The following is a 20,149-nucleotide window of genomic DNA, read 5'->3' as shown; positions in this document are numbered from 1 at the left end:
CACCATGGCAAAAACCACAAAACAGTATCAAAAGTCCAACGATTCACCTAGAATCCACAAATGAACCATGAACATGAACCGCCCAGAGTCAATGACTTAGAGTCCAATGATAAAACAAGAACGACAGTCGAAATACAGTCAGGAACTGCGCTCAGACGCGCGAAATAGGTCTTCCATCAACGAAGATAATGAGGGGGACGTTGCATCCGGCGAAGCTCTGTCTCTCCGCTCCTCTGTGGCGGGCTCCGGCACCCTTGATCGACTGGTGGACGCTGCCCGCGACTATGCGCGCGCTGCGGCTTCGGACAACACGCTGAGGGCCTATGCCACTGACTGGAAGCACTTCGCCCGCTGGTGCCGCCTGAAAGGCACAGACCTCCTGCCCCCATCGCCGGAAATGATTGGCCTCTATCTAACCGACCTCGCCGCACCGACAGGCCCCTCCCCTGCCCTGACCGTCAGCACGATAGACCGCCGCCTCTCTGGTCTCGCCTGGAACTACGCGCAGCGCGGGTTCACCCTCGACCGCAAGGACCGCCACATCGCCACCGTGCTCGCCGGGATCAAGCGCAAGCACGCTCGGCCGCCAGTGCAGAAGGAAGCGATCCTAGCCGAGGACATTCTGGCAATGGTGGCCACCCTGCCCCACGACCTGCGTGGCCTGCGGGATCGGGCAATGCTGCTTTTGGGCTACGCCGGAGGTTTGCGGCGCTCGGAGATCGTCAGTCTGGATGTTCAAAAGGATGACACGCCCGACAGCGGCGGCTGGATCGAGATCCTCGAGAAAGGCGCCCTTCTCACCCTGAACGCCAAGACCGGCTGGCGCGAGGTCGAGATTGGCCGGGGCTCAAAGGATCAGACCTGCCCTGTTCATGCGCTGGAGCAGTGGCTGCATTTCGGCAGGATCGATTTCGGCCCGGTGTTCACGCGCACCTCACGAGACGGCAAGAAGGCGCTGGAAACCCGGCTCAGCGACAAGCATGTCGCGCGGCTGATCAAGCAGACCGTGCTGGCCGCTGGTATCCGCGCCGACTTACCGGAGAAGGATCGCCTTGCGCTGTTCTCCGGCCATTCCTTGCGCGCTGGCCTTGCCAGTGGTGCCGAAGTGGATGAACGCTACATCCAGAAGCAACTGGGCCATGCCTCTGCCGAGATGACCCGGCGCTATCAGCGCCGCCGCGACCGGTTCCGCGTGAACCTCACCAAGGCCGCGGGGCTATAACGCGTCATTCCTGAGGGCCGTCAGCGCGGCGACATGGCGTGGAAGATCGCTTTGCGAATGCAGTATGTCGACGATGATCACCTGGTCCGGCCGATCCAGAAACACCAGGAAATGCTCCCCTGCCCTCGCATACCGCAAGTCCTCGGCATCATCGACCAGGATCGCACAGCTCCGGCTGTGCGCCTGCCCGTTCAGGATCGCCTGACAGCGATCGAGCAGTTCTGTTTCATAGAGCTCGGCCTGCTTGGGCCCGAATGTCGCGATCGTCCACTCTGCAATCTCGACCAGCTTGGCCTCGGCGCGGCGCGTCAGCCGAAAGGATCGGCTCATGAAGCCGCGCGTGCTTTTCGAAAGGCCCGCCGGATCGCGTCTTCTCCGCTACCCTCGGCAAGCTGGCCCGCCTTCGCCTGCGCCAAGCCCTCGAGCAGACCTTGCCGGAGTCCTGCGATCTGGGCTTCTTCCTGTTCGAGCAACCGCAGCCCGGCGCGCATTGCTTCACTCACATTCTGATAGCGTCCGGACGCCACCAAAGTCTGAACCAACTGGTCCTGCGTTTCGGTCAGAACGACATTGCGTGTCACCATGGCAAAATTCTCCTCGCTGGCAATATATGCCAATGCAGGTTTTTGATCAATGGGATGGGCGCGCGCTTCGCCGTCTCCAAGCGCGCGCCTGCGAGCATGGCAGAGCGCCGCCCAAGAGGTTTCGCGGCGAAACCTCTCAGGGTTTTTCCAGAAGCGCGCGGATTTCCTGCATCAGCGAATCCATCAGCTCGCTGTCCAGCCCCCTGCCCTCGAACCGCAGCAGAATTCCCTTGTCGTCCTGCATGCGACGGATGGTGATGCCCGCAGAAGTGTGCAGCGTCTCGGCCCCTTGCCAACCTGATATCGGCGCGCTGGCCCTTGGACGTCCGCCACGGCGCTTGTCCCGTGCGGGTGCGTCCAACGTGCTCAGCACTGCGTCAATCTGCGCCCATTCGGCCTCGGCATCAGCAGGCGGGTGCTGCTCCAAAGCTGCGCGCAGACGCCCCTCTGCCCCGGCGCGCAGACCCTGCGCCAGGCTCAGCCCGCGCTTTTCGGTCAACGCCTCGGGAAAGGTCAACATATCGCCGAGCTCTTCAAAGATCATGGCGAAGGACCGGACCTTGGATCGTTTGGCCTTGGACGCGGTGGCATATAGCCGGTTCACGGCGTCCTCGACGTTGACAAAGGCCCCCTGTTGCGCAGCAATCACCGCGATGCGGCCGCGCTCGAAGTGACTCAATTCGGAGCGGACCTCGTTTTCTTCGACCATCGAGACGAAGGCCTGATCGGCCTCGGTCCGCGGGCGGACGATGGCACGGATGCTGGCGTATTTTGCAGCTTCCGTCAGATCGCGCAGCGCCAGAACCGCCATGTAGCGGCGATAGCCTGACACAAGCCCATAGCGAACACCGTCAGCGCGCGGAGTGGCGAATTCAAACACCTCAATCGGCAAGCGCAGCCCGCTGGCGGCGATGGATTGACGCAGCTCTGACATTTCGTCTTCGGACAGATCAATCCGGTCTCGGATCATCGCGTGCGGGTCAATTTCGGACAGCGGCAGATCAGACATCAACCGCCCATCCGCACGCGCCTCTTGCAGCCGCTTTGCCTCAGCGGCGTTATGCGCGTGGCCTGCCCGGATTTCGGGGCTGGAGACCTCTGCCTGCGCGGCGGCCTCACCCGCCACCTGCGCGATCGGCGCAACCGTCGCCCCCGGGGTCAGCCCGGGGCGCGAGGAGGTTTCGCGGCGAAACTCCTCCTCGATGCGCAAAAGGTCATCGGCGCTGGGGGTCTCTAGTTTTCTGCGTTTAGCCATCTGCCTGCTCCTCTTGTGGGGCACTACTGCTCTGCTCGGCTTTCGCCGCTTGTTGATCCCGGTACCAGGTGCCCAGGATCAGCTCTTTGACCTCGGCCCACGTCCTGTCGAAGGTCTCGCGGCCCCGAACATAGGTCTCGCGGTTGAAATCCCGGTAATCGGCTTCGTAGATGCCGTTCACACTCTCGCCGGCCTGCCCGACCATCGCTGTCAGCTCCTGGCGATAGGTGGTCATGAAGTCGCCGAAATAGGCCTGAATGACGTTGGCCAGATCGGTCTGCTGCCCGGCGTCAAACCGGGTAATAAGCGCGCGCACGGCGTCCCATTCGAACTTGACCTCTGGCAGGCCGTCTCGGCGGCGCACGGCATTTTCACCATCCTCAACGCTGGCAAAGGTCGAATAGAGCATGTCGAAGAACCGTCCGGTAGAATCGAATTCCAGAAACGATGCGCCCAGTGGAACCAAGAGGATATCAGCCGCTGCCAGAGCGTTAATCGTCAGGTAGCCAAGCGCCGGGGGAGTGTCGAGAAAGATGATGTCGTAATCGTCAACGATGCGTTCTTCGGTCAGCGCATTGTTCAGCGCATCCCAAAGCGACCAGCTACGCAGGCCCATCCGCCAGACGGGAATCTGGAACTCGGCCCAATAGAGGTTCAACTGCGCGCCGAGCAGGTCAATGTTTGGCCAATGCGTTGGCTGGATGATGTCGCGCGCCGAAACCTTCAGCGCCTCTGTCAGCGTCTCGTCAAAGGGCAGGGGGGCCTGACCAGCAGCGGCGCGCACGGTGTTTTCGGCCTGCACGGTCTGGGCGTAATCCTTGGCCAGGAGCGGAAAGGCAGTGGACCATTCATCAGGCACGTCACCGCCCATGATCGAGGTCAGCGACCCTTGGCTGTCCAGATCGATCACCAGCACCTTGTAGCCATCCAAAGCGGCGGACATGGCCAGATGCGCGGTGGTCGTGGTCTTGGAGGTGCCGCCCTTGAAGTTCGATACGGCGACGATCTTGGCCGGCAGCCCCTCGGGGCGCCAGGGCGGTATTGCCAAGTTGTTGACGGCGTCTGATCTGGATATGGGGCTCTGATGAATATTCCAATCCATATGCCGCGCCTGAAAGGCTTTCGTTATCCTCGAGAGATCATCTCTTACGCAGTATGGGCTTACCATCGGTTAGCGCTGAGTACCGCTGATGTTGAAGACCTGTTGGCTGCGCGGGGTGTGATCGTTAGCCGGGAAGCGATCCGCCTTTGGGTCAACCGCTTTGGTAGGCATTTCGCAGATTGCATCCGTCGGGATCGACCGCGACCGAACGACAAGTGGCATTTGGACGAGGTGGTGATCACGATCCGTGGCAAAAAGCATTGGCTGTGGCGTGCCATCGATGCAAATGGTGACGTTCTTGATATTCTGGTCCAAACCCGCAGAAACGCCAAGGCTGCAAAGCGGTTTTTCAAAAAACTGGTTACCGAGTTTGGCGAACCGAGGGTCGTTATTACCGATAAACTGCGTAGTTACATCAAACCGGTCAAAATATTGGCCCCGAATGCCGACCACCGCGCCCACAAGGGTCTGAACAACGCGATTGAGGTGTCCCACCGACCGACCCGTAAACGAGAAAAGATCTTCGGTAAGCTCAAATCCCACAGGCAGGCTCAAAGATTTCTAGCCGCACACGATCAGATCAACCTGATCTTCCGTCCCCGCCGCTACCAACTCACCGCTGCTTCATACCGTCATGCCCGCTCAGATGCCTTCAGCCTCTGGGCCGACTACACCGTTGAAATGGTGGTATGATCCTGTATTATCCAGAATACACAAGCTAACGACAACAACTTGGCAATACCAACGTAGCGGATGCCGCGCCGGAACGCGCTCCTCAAGATCGACATAGCTGAACAGCGATCCCGCCGCCTCGTCCGTCCCGCGCATCATCACCCCCGCCGCCGCCGCCGTGCCAAGAGTGAATCATGTTCTCGAAACCGCGTCGAGCCTGGTGTTTTTCAGCAGCCTGCTAGACCATCAATACTAGTGCCGGTCTTGCCGTAGCGCACTCACTTTATCGCCCACGGCACTCATTTCCTAGCAATCAACCCGTCTCGGCGCGACATCACCGGTCCCCGGCGTTGATGCGGCCTTTCGCATTCGAAAGACCAAGGCCGGACATCAGATCACCAGATTGTTTCGCGCGCGAAACACCTCCAAGCGTGGCGCCGTCACTGCGGCTTGGTCTGCGAGCCCGCTCTCAACCACGCTTCGAGCCGGGTGCGCAAGTCCGCCCCGACCGCCGGGCCAGAAAGCTCGAGCCTGTCCTCTTTCTGGGTCAGAAAGACCCCGGGGCAGACCTCGTGTTTCGCCGAGGCAGAGACGGATTTCCGTTGGATGGGCTGTGTTGCCGAGGATTGCTTCTCCGGTCCGGTCCCGACCTTTGCCAGAGGGTCTGGTGACGGCGCGCTTTCGGTCTCGACAAAACCCGAGAACAGACTCTGTTCCTGCTCGGCAGTCGCGGGAGAGGCGGTTTCGAGCCGCGCCCTCAGGCGCGCAGCCCCGCCCTCATCCGCCTCCAGTGCCTTGGCCAGGGAAAGGCCAAGCCGTTCCGTCAGCGCCTGCGGAAAGCGCACCGCGTCCCCGAGCACCCGGTAGAGGGTCAGAAAAGAGCCTATCTTGGAACGTTTCGCACGTGAAGCAGAGGCAAATAGAGAGCGTAGGGCGGCTTTCGTGTCGGGATAGACCCCGGCCTCTACCGACTTGGCCGCGATCCGGGCACGTTCGTAAAAGGAGAGGCCGAGACGGATCTCGTTCTCTTCGACCATGGCGACATAGGCCTCTTCCGAGCTCGCGGGTTGCCGCAGGAAGGCCAGAACAGTGCCGAAACGCGCCTCGCCGCTCTCTTCGTGCAGGCGGCGGAGCGCGGTCAGGCGGCGCCAGCCCGAGATCAGCCCGTAACGCCCCTCGCCGATATCGACCACCTCGATCGGGCTGCGCTGACCGTTGCGGCGCAGGCTGTCGAGCAGGGCGGTAAAGTCGGGATCCTCTTCGGTTCCCGGATGCGTGCGGTCACGCATCAGCCAGGCAACCTCGATCCGGTCGAGGGGCAGACGCAGCACTAGACGTCCCTCGCTGCGGGCGCTGCTCAATTCGCGGCTCACCTCCTCGAAGGCCGCGTTCACGGAGGTCTCTCCGGCGACCCGGGCGATCGGGGCTGAGGCGGCGGGCGTCGTCGTGGTCTGGGATGTGGCGAGATAGTCCTGAAGCGGACCGCCGAGGCGCTTACGCTTGGCCATGACAGGTCTCCCGGAGGCGAGGGCAGGGCAGGGCGGATGTTTCGCGCGCGAAACATTTGGGCGGCAGGGCGCGGATCATTCTGCCACCTCCGCCTGTGCCTCGGCCAGTTGATCGCGCCGCCAGACGCCGAAGAGAAGCTTCTTGAAGGCGGCATAGGTCGCGTCAAATGTTTCGCGCCCGCGAATATAGGTCTCGCGATTGAAATCCCGGTAATCGGCCTCGTAGATGCCGCTCACCTGCTCGCCCGCCTGGCCGATCAGGGCGGTGTAATCCTGCCGCTGCGGGGCGAGTGCATGGCCGAGATAGGCCTGCATCAGACCCGCCAGTTCGGCCTGCTGCCCGGCGTCGTAGCGGGTGATCAGCGCGCGCACCGCATCCCATTCGAAGCGGACCCCGTCGCGCCCCAAGGCACGCGCTGCCATGTTCTCGCCCTCCTCGATGGATTGAAAGGTCGCGTGCAGCATTTCGAAAAAGCGGCCCGTGGAGTCGAATTCCAGAAACGAGGCCCCCAGAGGCACCAGCAGGATATCGGCGGCGGCGAGCCCGTTGATCGTGAGATATCCCAGGGCAGGGGGGGTATCGAGAAACACCAGATCATAGTCCTGCAGGATGCCATCGGCCTCGAGGCTCTCGGTCAGCGCATCCCAGAGCTTCCAGCTGCGCGCGGCCATGCGCCAGACGGGAATCTGGAATTCCGACCAGTAGAGATTGAGCTGCGCGCCGATGAGGTCGATATTGGGCCAGTGGGTTGTCTGGATGAGATCCTGCGCCCGCATCTTCATCGCCTCCGCCAGGGTGTCGTCGAGCGGTTGCGGGGCCTCGTTGCGCTGCACCCGCAGCCGGTTGTCCTCCTGAAGGTGGCGGCCGTAATGCCGGGCGAGCAGTGGAAAGATCGTGCCCCACTCATCCTCGACCGTGCCGCCGAAGATCGAGGTCATCGAGCCCTGGCTGTCGAGATCGACCACCAGCACCCGGTAGCCGTCGAGCGCCGCCGACATGGCCAGATGCGCGGCGGTCGAGGTCTTGCCCACGCCGCCCTTGAAATTGGCCACTGCCACGATCTTGGCGGGCAGACCCTCGGGCCGCCAGGGCTGGTATTCCTTGGTCTTGGAGCCTTCCGCTGCGAAATGCGCGCGCAGCCGCAATACCTCGTCGAGGGTGAACCATTTCGCTCCCCCTGTGGTATCCGAGCGCCCCTGCGGCAGATCGGGATTGGCCTTGAGCACGCGGCGGAAATGCGCGGTGGCGATCGGGATCAGGTAGCGGGTGATCTCCCAGGTGGAGAACAGCCGCAATGTACGCGCCCCGCTTTCATCAAGGCCGCGCGACGCGAGATCCCGGCGGCCGCGTACACAGGCCTCGGCGATGCGTCCGAAATCCGCAGTTTGCTGCGGCGGGTCGAGATCCGCCATCGCGGTATCGGGAGAGATGTTGAAATAGGGAGGGAGGGGTGAAGACCCGTCACGTGCCATCATATGCCTCATGTGCTCTTTTTTAAGATATGTACCCCGAAAGAGCGCACATAGCTATATTTTCATTGCTTGGTCTGGCATGATTCGACGTTTTTCTTTGCTTTCTCTGCAAATTCAGCTGTTTGAGGTCGATATCCCGCCGTCTGATTTTCCAGGCGCGAAAAAAATCCCTGTTATTGATCTGTTATATAGTAAGTTACGCGACTTTGCGGATTCTATAATTGACTGATCTTTAAACATATTCTCGCTCCAAATGAGATCAGGGCGATTCCGAACCCACGATAGAACGACTCTGAACCCACGAAGCTGCGATTCCGAAGCCACGATGCTTTGCCTTGAAAAGCTGGACGCTGTCTCTGCGGACTGGATAAGGTGGTGATAATGAAACCCCGAAACAAAAGAGCAGGCTGGGGGCATGGGCGGTCAGGCAGGAACACACGGGCGCAGGCTGTTGCCGGAGCGGCATCCGACGGCGGATTTCTTCGTCTGCGATATTTTCGATGCGCTGCCCAAGGACGACCTGGCCTCGATGGAACATCCGCTGTTCTCGCTCTCGACCCGGGCGGATCTGCGGGTGCTGAGCTATGCTCATAACGACGTGACGGTGACAGTGACGCCGTCGGTTCGGGGCCGGGCCACACTTTTTGACAAGGATATCCTGATCTATTGCATTAGCCAGTTGATGGCGGCGCTCAATGCGGGGCACCCGGTTGCCCGGACATTGCATCTGCGCGCCCACGATCTGCTGGTGGCCACCAATCGCGAGACTTCGGGGGACGGCTATCGCCGCCTGGTCGAAGCCTTCGAGCGGTTGGCGGGCACGCGCATCACCACCAACATCACCACCGCCGATGTTGAGGAGACCACCGGCTTTGGCCTGATCGAGGCCTGGCAGGTGCAGCGCAAGACTCGGGGCGGGCGGATGGTCTCGGTGCGGGTTACCCTGGCCGAATGGTTGTTCCGGGCGGTGCTGGCAAAATCCGTACTGACGCTGAGCCGGGATTACTTCCGCCTGCGCAAACCGCTGGAGCGGCGTATCTACGAACTGGCGCGCAAGCATTGCGGTCATCAGCCGGAATGGCGGGTGTCGCTGCCGGTTCTGGCGCATAAATCCGGATCCGCCTCGCCGTTGCGGGTGTTCCGGCGGATGATCCGCGACATGATCGCGGCCAATCACTTGCCCGATTATGAGCTCTCCGAAGGGCAGGGGGATATCATCCATGTCCGCCCGCGGCGGGTTGTGCTTGCCCCGGGCGAGGGGCCGCAATTGAGCCCCGAGGCGCTCATTGAGGCGCGCCGCCTAAGCCCCGGTGCGGATGTCTATGCGCTCGAGGCCGATTGGCGCGCCTGGTGGCTGGCCACGGGTCGGCCGCGCCTGCGCAGCCCCGACGCCGCCTTTCTGGGCTGGATACGCAAGAAAAGCTGAGCTCGCCCGCCGCCACCGCTCAGGGAAGGGCTTGCATGGCGGTGACGGCTCTGGGATGATCCGCCGCGTCCAACAATGTGAGCCCGATGACGATTCAGAACGACTCTTTCGATAGGCGCCGCCTGCGCTCCACCCGAGAGCGCCTGCCGCGCGCCGCCTCGCTGCGAACCATCGCGGCACTTGTCCTGCGCGAAATGTCGGTCACCTATGGGCGCACGCCGGGTGGCTATGTCTGGGCGGTGCTGGAGCCAGCCCTGGGTGTGACGCTGCTGGTGTTGATCTTTTCCGCCGGGTTTCGCACCCCGCCCCTAGGGACGAATTTCGGGATCTTCTATGCCAGCGGTCTTCTGCCCTTTTTCACATTCATCAGCATATCGATTAAAGTGCAGCAGGCGATCAACTACTCGAAGCAATTGCTGAATTATCCGCGCGTGACCTTCATGGACGCGCTTCTCGCGCGGCTCGTGTTGGGCACGCTGACGCAGCTGGCGGTGAGCGCCCTGATCTTCACATTCCTGCTGACCATGTTCGAGACCCGCACGGTGCTGCATCTGGACCGGCTGTTGAATGCCTATGCGATGGCCATCGCGCTCGGCTTCGGGATTGGGGTGCTCAACTGTCTGCTGATATCACGCCATGCGATCTGGGGCACGGTCTGGTCGGTGATCACTCGGCCGCTTGTGTTCATCTCGGGTGTGATCTTTCTCCACGAAAGCATCCCTGAACCCTATCGGTCCTGGCTGGAATGGAACCCGCTCGTGCATGTGACCGGCGAGTCGCGGCGGGCCTTCTATTACAGCTATGTGGGGGAATATGTGGACCCCGTTTACGCCTATGGCGTGGCCGCGATCTGCGCGGTGGCGGGGCTCTTGATGCTGCAAAGCTATTACCGGGACCTGCTGGAGCGCTGAGGGCGCGGCCCTGGGACAGGACAACGGACCCTGCCTGTAACGCCTGGTCTTCAAAGCAACCCGATCGCATCCTCGAGTTGCGCGCCGTCGCTCAGCCCCAGGATAGTCAGTCGCCCGTCCGGGCCGAAATCGAAGAGCAGATCCTCGCCGACCGTTTCGATCCGGGACAGGAGGTCCTGCGGGCTGACTGCACCCTGATCCAGAAGCGCGGGATCGAACAGGATCGTATCGACGTTTTTCTGAAACCGCGTGATCCGCACATCGCCGCCGCGAAACACGAAGGTGTCGGCACCGATGCCGCCATCGAGCAGGTCCGATCCGCCACCGCCCTCCAGCCAGTCGTTTCCGGCATTGCCGAACAGGGTGTCATCGCCCGCACCGCCAGTCAGGGTGTCGAACCCGTCATCGCCCCTGAGTAGGTCATGTCCCGGCCCGCCGTCGAGCCGGTCGCGGTTGATCCCGCCTTCGAGCCGGTCGTCGCCCGCCCCCCCGAAGAGTGCGTCCGGCCCGGCATTGCCCTGCAACAGATCGGCCCCGGCACCGCCGGTCAGGATGTCCTGGCCATTCGAGCCCGAAAGCGTGTCGTTCCCGTCGCCTCCCTCGAGACTGTCATTGTTGATCCCGCCCTCGAGCCGGTCGTCGCCCGCGCCGCCGGTCAGGCTGTCGGGCCCGGCATTGCCTTGCAGGATATCCGCTCCGGTGCCGCCGTCGAGCCGGTCCGGACCCGCGCTGCCCGCGAGGCTGTCATTGCCGTCCTCGCCCCGCAGCAGATCGGCCCCGACCCCGCCCGACAGCGTGTCGTGCCCCGCACCGCCCAGGAGCGTGTCATTGCCGTTATTGCCGAGAAGCAGATCGTCGTCCGCGCCGCCCAAGAGGCTGTCCCAACCGTCGAGGCCGCGCAGCGTATCGTCGCCCGCCCCGCCAAGCAGCGTGTCGAAGCCGATACCCCCCAGGAGGCTGTCCTCGCCATCCCCGCCCTCCAGACGGTCGGACCCGGCAAGGCCCAGGATCGTGTCATTGGCCGCATCGCCGGTGATCCGGTCGGCCTGCGGTGTGCCGTCGAGCCGCTGGTCCACGGGCAGATCCGCGAGGATCGCGTCGAGCGTGGCGGGCATGAGCCGGTCCGGCCCCGGCAGGAGGGCGGCGCGCAGCGCGTCGGGATCGAGCGGCGCGCCCGAGGCCGAGCGCAGGATCAGCCGCTCGGGGTCGCCCGGTCCCTCGAAAGAGATCTCGGCCCCGTCCTCGCGGCTCTCGATCAGGAGTTGCGCGAGCCCACGAAAGAAGGCCCAGCCCGACAGGTCCAGCCGGTCCTCGGACGGGTCGAAATCCGTCACCGTGTCGGTCTGCCCGTCGCTGGCGAAGACGAAGATATCTGCCCCCGCCCCGCCGGTCAGTGTATCGGTGCCCGCCCCGTCCTGCAGGAGATCGGGCTGTGCGGTGCCGGTCAGGCGGTCATTGCCCGCAGTGCCGTCCAGCAGCGGGCGCGGGAGATAGGTGAAATGGCTGAGCCCGCCATCGCGCAGCCCGGCGGTCGCGAGATGCAGGAGGCCTGCGTCATCCACCGCAAGCGCGAGTGCCGCCAACCCGTCGAGCGACCAGTCCAGCCCGTCGGCGAGCTGCGCCACCTGCACCAGCCGCCCGGAGGGCAGCAGCCGGAACAGGCTCACCCCGCTATCGGCCCCGCCCGCCGCGATCCAGGTCTGACCGTCCTGGGTGACGGCCTCCAGCCGGCTGACGCCCTGAAAGCGGCTGTCGCGGCTGTCGATCAGGTGATCGGTCAGCTGCAAGGTCCCGTTCTCGCCAATTCTCCAGACGCTCAGCGAGCCGCTCTGCGCCGCCCCGGTGACGACATGCGCGACCCCGCCCGGGCTGCCCGAGGCGAGCACCATGTCCCCCGCGAGGCCGGGATTGTCCGCCGCCGCGAGCTGCGCCTCGAGGTGCAGATCGCCCGTCGCCCCGACCCGGTAGAGCGAGAGCGGCACCTCGCCTGTGCCGCCCGCCACCAGATGCGGGCCGAGCGCGGTCAGATCGGTCAGCCCGGTCAAGCCCGGTGCGGTGCTGCCGGGGTCGAGCAGAGTGAGGCGACCGTCCTCCGCGACCTGCCACAGGGCGGGCGACTGATTTCCGGTGGCCAGCCCGGCGGCGAAGACCGCCTCGCCCTCCGTCACCGTCACCAGCCTGTGCAGCGCGCCGCCCGTCTCCGCCCCCGCGATGGCGAGGGGGGCGTCGAACCCGCCGGTTTCGTCCAGCCGCAGCCCCACGGGCACCCCTGTGCCATCCCCCAGGAAAACCGGCATCCACGCGCCGTCCGGCGTCGCGAGGGTTTCGATGACAGGCTCTGTTCCGGCCCGGCCCGGCCCGGGAAGCAGGAGACTGTCATGCAGCGAGAGCCCGCTCTCCAGGGTCCAGGCCGTGATTTGGAAGCCGGGCAGGGGGCCGCCCGCCGCCTGCAGCATGAGCCCCGTCTCCGAGGGCAGGAAGCGCAGGTCGCGCAGCGTGGTCAGGAGCGGCTGATCCCCCGTCCAGATCGTATTGGAGTGCAGGATCCGGTGTTCCATGCGGGACCTCTCAAACAGGGCCTCGTCCTCGCCTGCGGAACGGGCGCAGGTGGGGGTGGAATTGTGACATGGCCGAGGCCTTTCGAGCGGATTTTAGAAAACCGGCGCGCACCGGGCCTGTTGCGCGGGCAGCGCAGGGCGCGCGCGGTGCCGCTGTCCCCTGTTAAGACATGGCGACATACACCGGTCGCTGCCTTCAACAGCCGGAGCGGTGCCATGCAAGACCAGTCCTCGATCCTGTCATTGCCCTTGATCCAGCCCTCCCAGGCGCAAAAACACGTCACCCATAACGAGGCGCTGCGGATTCTGGATGTGCTGGTGCAACTTGCCGTGATCGACCGCGACCGCACCAGCCCGCCGGACGATCCGGCCCCGGGCGACCGTCATATCGTCGGCACCGGCGCGACCGGGGCCTGGTCCGGTGCGGATTTGCGGATCGCCATATGGGAGGAGGGCGGCTGGGGGTTTCTCGACCCGCGCCCGGGCTGGCGCGCGGAGGTGCTGTCCGAGGCGCGCGGGCTCGTCTTCGACGGCACAGCCTGGGTGGTCCGCCTGCCCGAACTCGACAATCTTCCGGGTCTTGGGCTGAACACCTCTGCGGATGCCACCAACCGTCTGGCGGTCGCGTCACCCGCCACACTCCTGACCCATGAGGGGGCCGGTCATCAGCTGAAGGTCAACAAGGCGATCTCGACGGATACCGCCAGCCTGCTGTTCCAGACTGGATTTTCAGGCCGCGCCGAAATGGGCACGGCGGGCAATGACGACTGGTCGATCAAGGTCAGCCCGGACGGCATCACGTGGACGGAGGCGCTCCGGGTCGCGGCGGCCAGCGGGCGCGTCACTGGACAGGCGATCCAGTCTTCTCCCGCGGATGCCACGGAAGGGCGGCTGATGGCCGTGGGGGCCGGTGGCGTACTGGCGGCATCCTCCCCTGCTCTGACGGATCTCGACGCGTTCGATATCCCTCAGGGGTTCTACCGGGTGGACGGGACCACGGTGGCGGGAACTGTCCCGCCGGTGGTGACGGTGGCCGACGGCGTGCTCGTTATGCACAGCACGGCCAATCAGACGACGCAATATTATACGAACCCCAACGATGGCAGGTCCTACCTGCGTAAGTCCTTTGGCAGCCACTCATGGGGGGGCTGGCGACTCGTCTATGACCAGAAATTCACCCTCGGAACCGTCAGCCAATCCGGTGGCGTGCCGACCGGGGCACTCATCGAGCGGGGTAGCAATGCCAATGGGATATATACCCGCTTTGCAGATGGGACACAGATCTGCTGGAACACACTGACATTTACCGATCTGGCCACGGCCACAATCGGGCAACAGACCTGGACTTACCCTGCCGCGTTCGGTGCGGTTCCTGATCTCAAGACGCATCACAACGGTGTCAATCTTGCGGTGGAGTTGCGATCCGGAGGCGTTGCCGCCGCCGGGAATGCAGAAATCGTCGCCTATCATGAGATCGGCAGCGCCAGCACCCGCAACGTGGCTGTCCTGGCCACGGGCCGCTGATTCTAAAGGACTACTTCATGCAGATCAACTTATCCCCCATTCGCCGCGATATGTCGCTCCAATTGACTCGCAGTGGTGACGCTCTCACGATCAATGGCGAGGTGTTCGATTTCTCGCCCTTGTCCGAGGGGGCCACGCTGCCCGCCGAGGCCATCGCAAGCGACTGGTTCGCCGGGCCGGTCGAGCGCGTGGGCGGCGAGCTGCACCTGACGCTGGCCCTGCCGCACGGAACCGATGCGCCGCGGCAGACGCTGTTCCCCACGTCGCTGAGCCTGACCGGCGACGGGCCGGTGAGCCTGCCACCTTATGAGAGGGAGACCGAACATGACGATTGATTTCACCCGGGTCATCACCGCTGGGGACAAGGCCGCTGCGGCGGCAGAGGCGCGGGCCATGCGGATCAAGGCTGAGTGCCGCGCGCGCATCCTGGCGGTGGTGAGTGAGGCCGCACAGGCTAATATCGCGCAGGCGGGCGTGATCTACGTGGCGATGCGCAGCGACGGGGTCGGCCCCGCCCAAGCACGCGGCGCAGTGGGTCTTGCCGAGGGGGATCTGGACACGGTGGCGATGTGGAAGGCCTGGGTGACGGCGATGCAGACCGAATGCCGCCGGGCGATTGCCGAAGGCGTCGCGCCGGTCTGGCCCGATGTGCCAGAGAGGGTGGCCGAGATGGCGACGCGGTTTTGAGGCGCGCCTGCGTCACCTCCAGGGCAGGCGCTGCCGATCCCAGGTGATCCCGGACCGCAGGACACGCGCGGGGCTTCCAACGGCGAGCGAGCCTGCCGGGATGTCACCGCACACCAATGCACGCGCGCCGATCACGCAGTTATCGCCGATCTCGATATCCTCGGGCGGGTTGATCCGGCGGCCCGTCTCCGCCTCGAGGATAGAATGCATGTCGGAGACATCCATCAGGATGTTTCCCGACAGCATGCAATCGCGCCCCAGCCGGATCGTGCCGGCCTCGTGCAGGGTGATATGCGCGCCCATCATCGTGGTCGCGTCCCCGATCATCAGGCGCGTTGCATCGGCGCGCAGGCGCAACGTTCCCGCGATCACGCAAGATGTGCCGATGTCGATGGCGGAGTGGTGATTTCGTATCTCGATCAGACCCGAGGCCAGCTTCGTGCCGACTCCGATCTTGAGATAATTGTCATTGCCGGTGATCACGATGCGCAGATTGCCGGTCCGGCTGACCCCGTCTGCAATCTCGATGCGGTTGCCGCGACCGGTATCGTTGATTTCGACTTGCATCGTCCCTCCTGCCATTTTCGCTCTTAGACCCCACTGCCCGCGCCCGCGCAAGCCTGTCGTGCAGGGTTTCCTGCTTGCATCAAAATGCACACTGTGGTGGTAAGAGAAGGATTATCGGAAGGCTTTTTCATCCCGCCGGTGATGGTCTTGGAGAGATGCGGAATGCTGCGGCGCCTGAGAAGCCTTCATGTTCGGTACCTGACAACGCATATGGATGTCACCCTTCCGGGGCAGCCGATCGTGGATCAGGCCGGACAGACCGTGGGCTATATCGATGTGATGCGGCTCTGTCAGGGGCGGCTGCATGTCTCCGGCTGGGCGCTGGCGGAGAAGCTGCGCCTGGTCTTCGCGGGCACCGAGACCGAGGTCGCCCCGACCCTGCGGCGCGAAGATGTGGCCAGCGCGCTTGGCCTGTCGGACAATGTCGGCTTCAACCTGCTGTTGCCCGCCACCCTGGACATGCTGCTGAACAGCGCGCCGCCGGGGCTCGTGGTGACGCCGCGCCCGGGTCACGCGCAGATCCATCCGATCAGCTTGCCGGTCCGGCTGCCGCTGCGGCCGCGCGCCCGGCTCATGGCCACTTTCCTGCGCGATGTCACGGCGGCGGCCCCGGCGATCGCGGGCTGGATGCTCACCGCCAATCCGGTGTTTCGCAAGCGCGTCAAGGCTCGGCTGCGGCTTGATCCGCCGCAGCCGAGCGGGATGATCGACCCGCGATTCCTGCCCGGCACACCGGCACGCCCCGACCCGGATTTCGCACCGCATGTCGATATCGTGCTGCCGGTCTACAATGCCTTCGATCTGCTGCGCGACTGTCTCGATCGGGTCGAGCGGCATACCGATCTGCCCTGGCGGCTGATCCTGATCGAGGATGGCTCGACCGATGCGCGCGTGCGCCCGTTCCTGCGCGACTGGGCCGCCGGGCGCGACCGGGTCGAGCTGCTGGAGAACCCGCAGAACATGGGCTTCATCTCCTCGGTCAATCGCGGCCTGGCGCGCGCCATGCAGGGCGATCAGCCGCAAACCGGCCCGGTCGTGCTGCTCAATTCCGACGCGCTGGTGCCGCCGGGCTGGGCGCAGCGTCTGGTCCGGCCCTTCCGGGGGGCGCCCGATGTAGCCACGGTCACGCCGATGTCGAACGATGCCGAGATCTTCTCGGTGCCCGCGATCTGCTGCCGCACGATGCTGGCACCGGGGCAGGGCGAGGCGATCGACGCCGTGGCACGGCGCCTGACATGCGAGGCCCACCTGCCGGAGGCCCCCACCGGGGTCGGCTTCTGCATGGCTATGGGGCGGCGCTGGCTGGCGCAGGTGCCCGAACTCGATACCACCTTCGGGCGGGGTTACGGCGAGGAGGTCGACTGGTGCCAGAAGGTCGCACGCCGCGGCGGGCGGCATCTGGCGCTGCCGGGGCTCTTCGTCGAGCATCGCGGCGGCGAGAGTTTCGGCTCCGAGGAAAAACATGCGTTGGTGCTGCACAACAACCGGATCGTGTCCCGCCGCTATCCCGATTACGACCGGAGCGTGCAGAATTTCATCGTCACCGACCCGCTGCTGACCGCCCGGATGGGGCTGGGGCTGGCCTGGGCGGGCAGTCTCGATCCGGCACGTGCGGTGCCGGTCTATCTTGCCCATTCGATGGGCGGCGGGGCCGATCACTGGCTGGAACACCGCATGGCCGCCGATCTCGAGGAGGGACGCCCCTCGGTGGTGCTGCGGGTCGGCGGGATGCGCCGCTGGCAACTGGAACTGGTGACCCCGCAGGGCCGGATCGTCGGCCAGAGCGATACCGTGGGCCAGATACGGGATCTGCTGGCGATCCTGCCGCGCCGTCACCTGGTCTATTCCTGCGGTGTGGGCGATCCGGACCCGGTGGAGATCCCCGAAATCCTGCTGTCGCTGCTGCGCGAGGCCGACCGGGCCACCATCCTGTTTCACGATTACTTTCCGCTGTCGCCCTCCTACACCCTGCTGGACAAGGACGGTGCCTATCGCGGCCCGGTCCGGCCCCCGCGCCGTGATCCCGCCCATTCCGCCCGGCGGCCCGACGGGCGCAGGGTGCCTTTGGAGGACTGGCAGGCGGTCTGGGCGAAGTTCGCGGCGCGGGCCGATCTGGCGGTCTTTTCCAACAGCAGCGCGCTACAGGTCGCCGCGGTCTGGCCGGATCTGAAAGACCGCATCCACCTGCGCCCGCACGGATTGCGCCACGCGGTGCCACGGCTGAACCCGCCCGCCGCCGACGCCCCGCCGGTGCTGGCGGTTCTGGGCAATATCGGGTGGCAGAAAGGGGCCGGGCTGGTGCAATCCTTGGCGCGGCGGCGCGCACGGGACGGGCGGGGCCCCCGCCTGGTGCTGATCGGCAATATCGACCCGGCCTTCGATCTGCCCGACAGCATCACGCTGCATGGCTCCTACATGGTGTCGGACCTGCCGCATCTGGTGAGCCAGTACGGCGTCACGCACTGGCTGATCCCGTCGATCTGGCCGGAAACCTTCTGCTATACCGTGCACGAGGCCCTGGCCACCGGCCTGCCGGTGCTGGCCTTCGGCCTCGGCGCGCAGGGCGATGCGGTGCGGGCGGCGTCAAACGGCATCGAGATACCCTTTGACGCCGAGGCGGATCTGGCGCAAACGGTGCGTCGGACATTCGAACAGATTCAAGAAATACAGAACATACGACAAGGGGCATGATGAGCGAAAAAATTGCAACGTCCTGGCTGACTTCTCGCGGAATCGAGGTGCTCAATCGCCCCGGCAATAAGATTTCCCTGCCACGCCATACGATTATCGAGGCCCCGTCCAGCCTGAAGTGGACGCGATACGATTATCTTCTGGAACTGGGAGCCTTCTCTTACCAGGTCTCTGGCTATTGTTTCGGCGCGAAGATCGGACGTTATTGCTCCTTTGGCGAGGAGGTGCAGATCGGTCGGCAGAATCATCCGACCACGTGGGTGTCCACCAGCCCGGCCTTCTATGCCGGCAACAGGCTTTTTCATCTAGACAACAATTTCACCGGGGCCGAGGAGTATCACAGCTATAAGTTCACGTTCCAAGGTCGTCCTACCAAGGCACGGATTACGACGATCGGAAATGATGTCTGGATCGGCCATGGTGCACAGATCATGGCTGGCGTCACGATCGGCGACGGGGCCATTGTCGCCGCCGGTGCTGTAGTTGCCAAAGATGTGCCACCCTATGCCGTGGTGGCGGGCAACCCGGCCGTCATCAAGAAATTTCGGGTGCCGCCAAAATTGATCTCCTCTTTGCTACGCCTGAAATGGTGGCGTTATGCACCTTGGCAACTGCAGCATCTGGATCCCAGTGATATCCAAGAATTCATCTCTGGGCTACACGACATGGGCGATGTCGTTCCCTTCACTCCCGATATTATCGATCTGAGAGAGAGTTGACAAGAAACGCTTCGATCAATCTGGAGGGCTCGAATTCAAGGCCGTGAGCCAATCTGCCCGCTCTTCATCCACGTCTCGCAGGAGCGCGGCTTCGTCATTTCGGAAACGGGTGGCATAATCGGAATTTTGTGAAGTGGCGAGCTTGCTGTGGCTCGATGCGGTCGCAAGCTCGGGGATACCAGTGATATCCATGTATTGTGCGAAGCAGGCACGCATTTGTTCTCCGCCGGCTGCCATTATGCCCTCATAGCTCAGCCGCAACGGCTTAATCCCATGCTCTGTGAAATGTGTCTCTGTGCCACGCTCGGCCACAAGGATATGGAGCAGCCATCTGCGGATTAAAGCCGGGTCATAGGTGAAATTGGAGTCGGCCTGTTGTCGCTGTTCGGCATCCGCCGCAGTGGAATGCGCGACCTTGGTTGTCACCATTTTGGCCAATGATACAGCCTGTGCTACAATATCCCGTCGGATCAGCCAAGCTGGTCTTGCGGTACCAAAATGCTCCATGAACGCGTCGCCATTTCCAAAAACGGCCTTCAATTGGTGCCAGGTAATTTCGAAACTGAATACACCATGCGTGTTCAGGCGGCGCTGGACCAGGTCGATATAATCTGCAAGTGACGTGGCATTGCAGGCTTGGGCGATATTGGGAATGAAACCCGGATTGAATACTTCGTTTGCTCGCCCGATACGGTTACTCTGAGATAGAACCTCTGTCAGCCACGAACTACCTGAGCGAGGCGTGAAATAAATCACCAACTGCTTTTGCGCCTTCGGCATACGGCGCAATTTCTCAAGCTTTTCGGTGACAACCTGGACTGACGAAAATAACTCCTCGGGGCGCTGCCTCATACGCATGTCTTTCCAATGGCTATACCGAATTTCATGATATGGTTCAGAGCCTTTCTGAATAGGTTATTAACCTTTAAAAAGGCTTGCAAGGTCGCGACATGTCGCTGCTATGGAAAAACAGACACGACATCAAGAGGCAGGCCCGTGAAATTTCCATGCGCTCGTGCCTTCGCCTTTAACGAGACCCCGATCCGCCCCCTGTTTCACCGGACACGTGGGTGGTTTCTCTATCGGCCTTGATGAAGTGGTCCCAGAAAACTGGACAGTCGGCTAAAGCGCTTCGGGAAAAACGTGAATCGGGGGATTCCCACGGTGTTTGTTTTGTGATTCATCCTGTTTGGGAGGATGGATCATGTCAGCACCTTTGCCGAATGCGCTTCGGGCGCGGTTTCAGCGTT

At 63.3% G+C, this 20,149-nt stretch carries 18 protein-coding genes and 1 pseudogene; 9 read left to right on the top strand and 10 right to left on the bottom strand.

Features of this window, described 5'->3' with window-relative positions:
- The first annotated feature begins 106 nt into the window (after positions 1 to 106).
- Complete coding sequence (locus BHD06_RS20975) at positions 107 to 1,222, top strand: tyrosine-type recombinase/integrase (RefSeq protein ID WP_080458910.1); 1,116 nt, start codon at positions 107 to 109, stop codon at positions 1,220 to 1,222.
- On the opposite strand, the gene BHD06_RS20970 is transcribed toward BHD06_RS20975, so the two are convergent.
- The 4 genes from BHD06_RS20970 to BHD06_RS20955 all read right to left on the bottom strand — a co-directional run bounded on the left by BHD06_RS20970 (position 1,217) and on the right by BHD06_RS20955 (position 4,163).
- Positions 1,217 to 1,552, bottom strand: a complete 336-nt coding sequence (locus BHD06_RS20970; protein WP_080458909.1) for a type II toxin-antitoxin system RelE/ParE family toxin — start codon at positions 1,550 to 1,552, stop codon at positions 1,217 to 1,219. The two genes, BHD06_RS20975 and BHD06_RS20970, sit on opposite strands and share 6 nt — an antisense overlap.
- The gene (locus BHD06_RS20965) at positions 1,549 to 1,806 is read right to left on the bottom strand and encodes a type II toxin-antitoxin system ParD family antitoxin (protein WP_080458912.1); all 258 of its coding nucleotides are present in this window, start codon (positions 1,804 to 1,806) and stop codon (positions 1,549 to 1,551) included. The genes BHD06_RS20970 and BHD06_RS20965 overlap by 4 nt, the downstream gene beginning before the upstream one ends.
- Positions 1,807 to 1,942: 136 nt before the next feature.
- Positions 1,943 to 3,061, bottom strand: coding sequence for a ParB N-terminal domain-containing protein (locus BHD06_RS20960; protein WP_080458908.1), 1,119 nt, complete (start codon positions 3,059 to 3,061; stop codon positions 1,943 to 1,945).
- Positions 3,054 to 4,163 carry an AAA family ATPase gene (locus BHD06_RS20955; RefSeq protein ID WP_254892545.1) on the bottom strand — a complete coding sequence of 370 codons (1,110 nt, stop codon included), beginning with the start codon at positions 4,161 to 4,163 and terminating at the stop codon, positions 3,054 to 3,056. Before BHD06_RS20955 ends, BHD06_RS20960 begins: the two co-directional genes overlap by 8 nt.
- Between BHD06_RS20955 and BHD06_RS20950 the strand changes: the two genes are divergently transcribed.
- Entirely contained in the window at positions 4,146 to 4,856 is a 711-nt protein-coding gene (locus BHD06_RS20950; RefSeq protein ID WP_080458907.1) for an IS6 family transposase, read from the top strand. The genes BHD06_RS20955 and BHD06_RS20950 overlap by 18 nt on opposite strands.
- A 9-nt stretch (positions 4,857 to 4,865) precedes the next feature.
- On the opposite strand, the pseudogene BHD06_RS24845 reads toward BHD06_RS20950, so the two are convergent.
- From BHD06_RS24845 to BHD06_RS20935, 3 genes and pseudogenes are all read right to left on the bottom strand, one after another.
- Positions 4,866 to 4,991 (bottom strand): annotated as a pseudogene (locus tag BHD06_RS24845) (IS5/IS1182 family transposase); the annotation flags it as partial.
- A 284-nt stretch (positions 4,992 to 5,275) separates the two neighbouring features.
- A complete protein-coding gene (locus BHD06_RS20940) occupies positions 5,276 to 6,343 on the bottom strand; it encodes a ParB N-terminal domain-containing protein (protein WP_080458905.1) in 1,068 nt (355 codons plus the stop codon).
- 75 nt (positions 6,344 to 6,418) lie between these two features.
- Positions 6,419 to 7,828 (bottom strand): AAA family ATPase, encoded by a 1,410-nt coding sequence (locus tag BHD06_RS20935; protein WP_139784823.1) that lies wholly within the window; start codon positions 7,826 to 7,828, stop codon positions 6,419 to 6,421.
- A 403-nt stretch (positions 7,829 to 8,231) separates the two neighbouring features.
- On the opposite strand from BHD06_RS20935, the gene BHD06_RS20930 reads away from it, so the two are divergent.
- Together BHD06_RS20930 and BHD06_RS20925 are read left to right on the top strand one after the other, a co-directional pair.
- Entirely contained in the window at positions 8,232 to 9,242 is a 1,011-nt protein-coding gene (locus BHD06_RS20930; RefSeq protein ID WP_080458904.1) for a replication initiator protein A, read from the top strand.
- 86 nt (positions 9,243 to 9,328) lie between these two features.
- Positions 9,329 to 10,153, top strand: coding sequence for an ABC transporter permease (locus BHD06_RS20925; RefSeq protein ID WP_080458903.1), 825 nt, complete (start codon positions 9,329 to 9,331; stop codon positions 10,151 to 10,153).
- 50 nt (positions 10,154 to 10,203) lie between these two features.
- On the opposite strand, the gene BHD06_RS20920 is transcribed toward BHD06_RS20925, so the two are convergent.
- Entirely contained in the window at positions 10,204 to 12,711 is a 2,508-nt protein-coding gene (locus tag BHD06_RS20920; RefSeq protein WP_080458902.1) for a calcium-binding protein, read from the bottom strand.
- Positions 12,712 to 12,927: 216 nt separating this feature from the next.
- Between BHD06_RS20920 and BHD06_RS24545 the strand changes: the two genes are divergently transcribed.
- Genes BHD06_RS24545 through BHD06_RS20905 form a run of 3 tightly spaced genes read left to right on the top strand, consistent with a single transcriptional unit; the run spans position 12,928 to position 14,922 of the window.
- A complete protein-coding gene (locus tag BHD06_RS24545) occupies positions 12,928 to 14,235 on the top strand; it encodes a DUF2793 domain-containing protein (protein ID WP_080458901.1) in 1,308 nt (435 codons plus the stop codon).
- Between the two features lie 17 nt (positions 14,236 to 14,252).
- Positions 14,253 to 14,570, top strand: coding sequence for a hypothetical protein (locus BHD06_RS20910; RefSeq protein WP_080458900.1), 318 nt, complete (start codon positions 14,253 to 14,255; stop codon positions 14,568 to 14,570).
- A complete protein-coding gene (locus BHD06_RS20905) occupies positions 14,560 to 14,922 on the top strand; it encodes a hypothetical protein (protein ID WP_080458899.1) in 363 nt (120 codons plus the stop codon). The genes BHD06_RS20910 and BHD06_RS20905 overlap by 11 nt, the downstream gene beginning before the upstream one ends.
- A gap of 12 nt (positions 14,923 to 14,934) precedes the next feature.
- On the opposite strand, the gene BHD06_RS20900 is transcribed toward BHD06_RS20905, so the two are convergent.
- Positions 14,935 to 15,489 carry an acyltransferase gene (locus BHD06_RS20900; RefSeq protein WP_254892544.1) on the bottom strand — a complete coding sequence of 185 codons (555 nt, stop codon included), beginning with the start codon at positions 15,487 to 15,489 and terminating at the stop codon, positions 14,935 to 14,937.
- Positions 15,490 to 15,699: 210 nt separating this feature from the next.
- On the opposite strand from BHD06_RS20900, the gene BHD06_RS20895 reads away from it, so the two are divergent.
- Both BHD06_RS20895 and BHD06_RS20890 read left to right on the top strand, forming a co-directional pair.
- Positions 15,700 to 18,180 carry a glycosyltransferase gene (locus tag BHD06_RS20895; RefSeq protein ID WP_176214440.1) on the top strand — a complete coding sequence of 827 codons (2,481 nt, stop codon included), beginning with the start codon at positions 15,700 to 15,702 and terminating at the stop codon, positions 18,178 to 18,180.
- A complete protein-coding gene (locus BHD06_RS20890) occupies positions 18,177 to 18,899 on the top strand; it encodes a CatB-related O-acetyltransferase (protein WP_080458896.1) in 723 nt (240 codons plus the stop codon). The genes BHD06_RS20895 and BHD06_RS20890 overlap by 4 nt, the downstream gene beginning before the upstream one ends.
- Before the next feature lie 15 nt (positions 18,900 to 18,914).
- Here the strand turns inward: BHD06_RS20890 and BHD06_RS20885 are convergent, their stop codons facing one another.
- Complete coding sequence (locus BHD06_RS20885) at positions 18,915 to 19,751, bottom strand: Stf0 family sulfotransferase (protein WP_176214439.1); 837 nt, start codon at positions 19,749 to 19,751, stop codon at positions 18,915 to 18,917.
- Positions 19,752 to 20,149 lie beyond the last annotated feature (398 nt).

The sequence above is a fragment of the Roseovarius sp. A-2 genome (assembly GCF_002072155.1).
GTDB lineage: Bacteria > Pseudomonadota > Alphaproteobacteria > Rhodobacterales > Rhodobacteraceae > Roseovarius.
The sequence above is the reverse complement of the archived record's forward strand: the minus strand, read 5'-3'. Positions and strand labels throughout refer to the sequence as shown.

What these genes read in the sequence shown, in the direction of transcription:
- BHD06_RS24545 (WP_080458901.1), top strand. Translation starts at nt 12,928, where the DNA reads ATGCAAGACCAGTCCTCGATCCTGTCATTGCCCTTGATCCAGCCCTCC.
- BHD06_RS20905 (WP_080458899.1), top strand. Translation starts at nt 14,560, where the DNA reads ATGACGATTGATTTCACCCGGGTCATCACCGCTGGGGACAAGGCCGCT.
- BHD06_RS20885 (WP_176214439.1), bottom strand. Translation starts at nt 19,751, where the DNA reads ATGAGGCAGCGCCCCGAGGAGTTATTTTCGTCAGTCCAGGTTGTCACC.
- BHD06_RS20935 (WP_139784823.1), bottom strand. Translation starts at nt 7,828, where the DNA reads ATGAGGCATATGATGGCACGTGACGGGTCTTCACCCCTCCCTCCCTAT.
- BHD06_RS20890 (WP_080458896.1), top strand. Translation starts at nt 18,177, where the DNA reads ATGATGAGCGAAAAAATTGCAACGTCCTGGCTGACTTCTCGCGGAATC.
- BHD06_RS20970 (WP_080458909.1), bottom strand. Translation starts at nt 1,552, where the DNA reads ATGAGCCGATCCTTTCGGCTGACGCGCCGCGCCGAGGCCAAGCTGGTC.
- BHD06_RS20965 (WP_080458912.1), bottom strand. Translation starts at nt 1,806, where the DNA reads ATGGTGACACGCAATGTCGTTCTGACCGAAACGCAGGACCAGTTGGTT.
- BHD06_RS20900 (WP_254892544.1), bottom strand. Translation starts at nt 15,489, where the DNA reads ATGCAAGTCGAAATCAACGATACCGGTCGCGGCAACCGCATCGAGATT.
- BHD06_RS20910 (WP_080458900.1), top strand. Translation starts at nt 14,253, where the DNA reads ATGCAGATCAACTTATCCCCCATTCGCCGCGATATGTCGCTCCAATTG.
- BHD06_RS20960 (WP_080458908.1), bottom strand. Translation starts at nt 3,061, where the DNA reads ATGGCTAAACGCAGAAAACTAGAGACCCCCAGCGCCGATGACCTTTTG.
- BHD06_RS20950 (WP_080458907.1), top strand. Translation starts at nt 4,146, where the DNA reads ATGAATATTCCAATCCATATGCCGCGCCTGAAAGGCTTTCGTTATCCT.
- BHD06_RS20925 (WP_080458903.1), top strand. Translation starts at nt 9,329, where the DNA reads ATGACGATTCAGAACGACTCTTTCGATAGGCGCCGCCTGCGCTCCACC.
- BHD06_RS20930 (WP_080458904.1), top strand. Translation starts at nt 8,232, where the DNA reads ATGGGCGGTCAGGCAGGAACACACGGGCGCAGGCTGTTGCCGGAGCGG.
- BHD06_RS20940 (WP_080458905.1), bottom strand. Translation starts at nt 6,343, where the DNA reads ATGGCCAAGCGTAAGCGCCTCGGCGGTCCGCTTCAGGACTATCTCGCC.
- BHD06_RS20955 (WP_254892545.1), bottom strand. Translation starts at nt 4,163, where the DNA reads ATGGATTGGAATATTCATCAGAGCCCCATATCCAGATCAGACGCCGTC.
- BHD06_RS20920 (WP_080458902.1), bottom strand. Translation starts at nt 12,711, where the DNA reads ATGGAACACCGGATCCTGCACTCCAATACGATCTGGACGGGGGATCAG.
- BHD06_RS20895 (WP_176214440.1), top strand. Translation starts at nt 15,700, where the DNA reads ATGGATGTCACCCTTCCGGGGCAGCCGATCGTGGATCAGGCCGGACAG.
- BHD06_RS20975 (WP_080458910.1), top strand. Translation starts at nt 107, where the DNA reads ATGATAAAACAAGAACGACAGTCGAAATACAGTCAGGAACTGCGCTCA.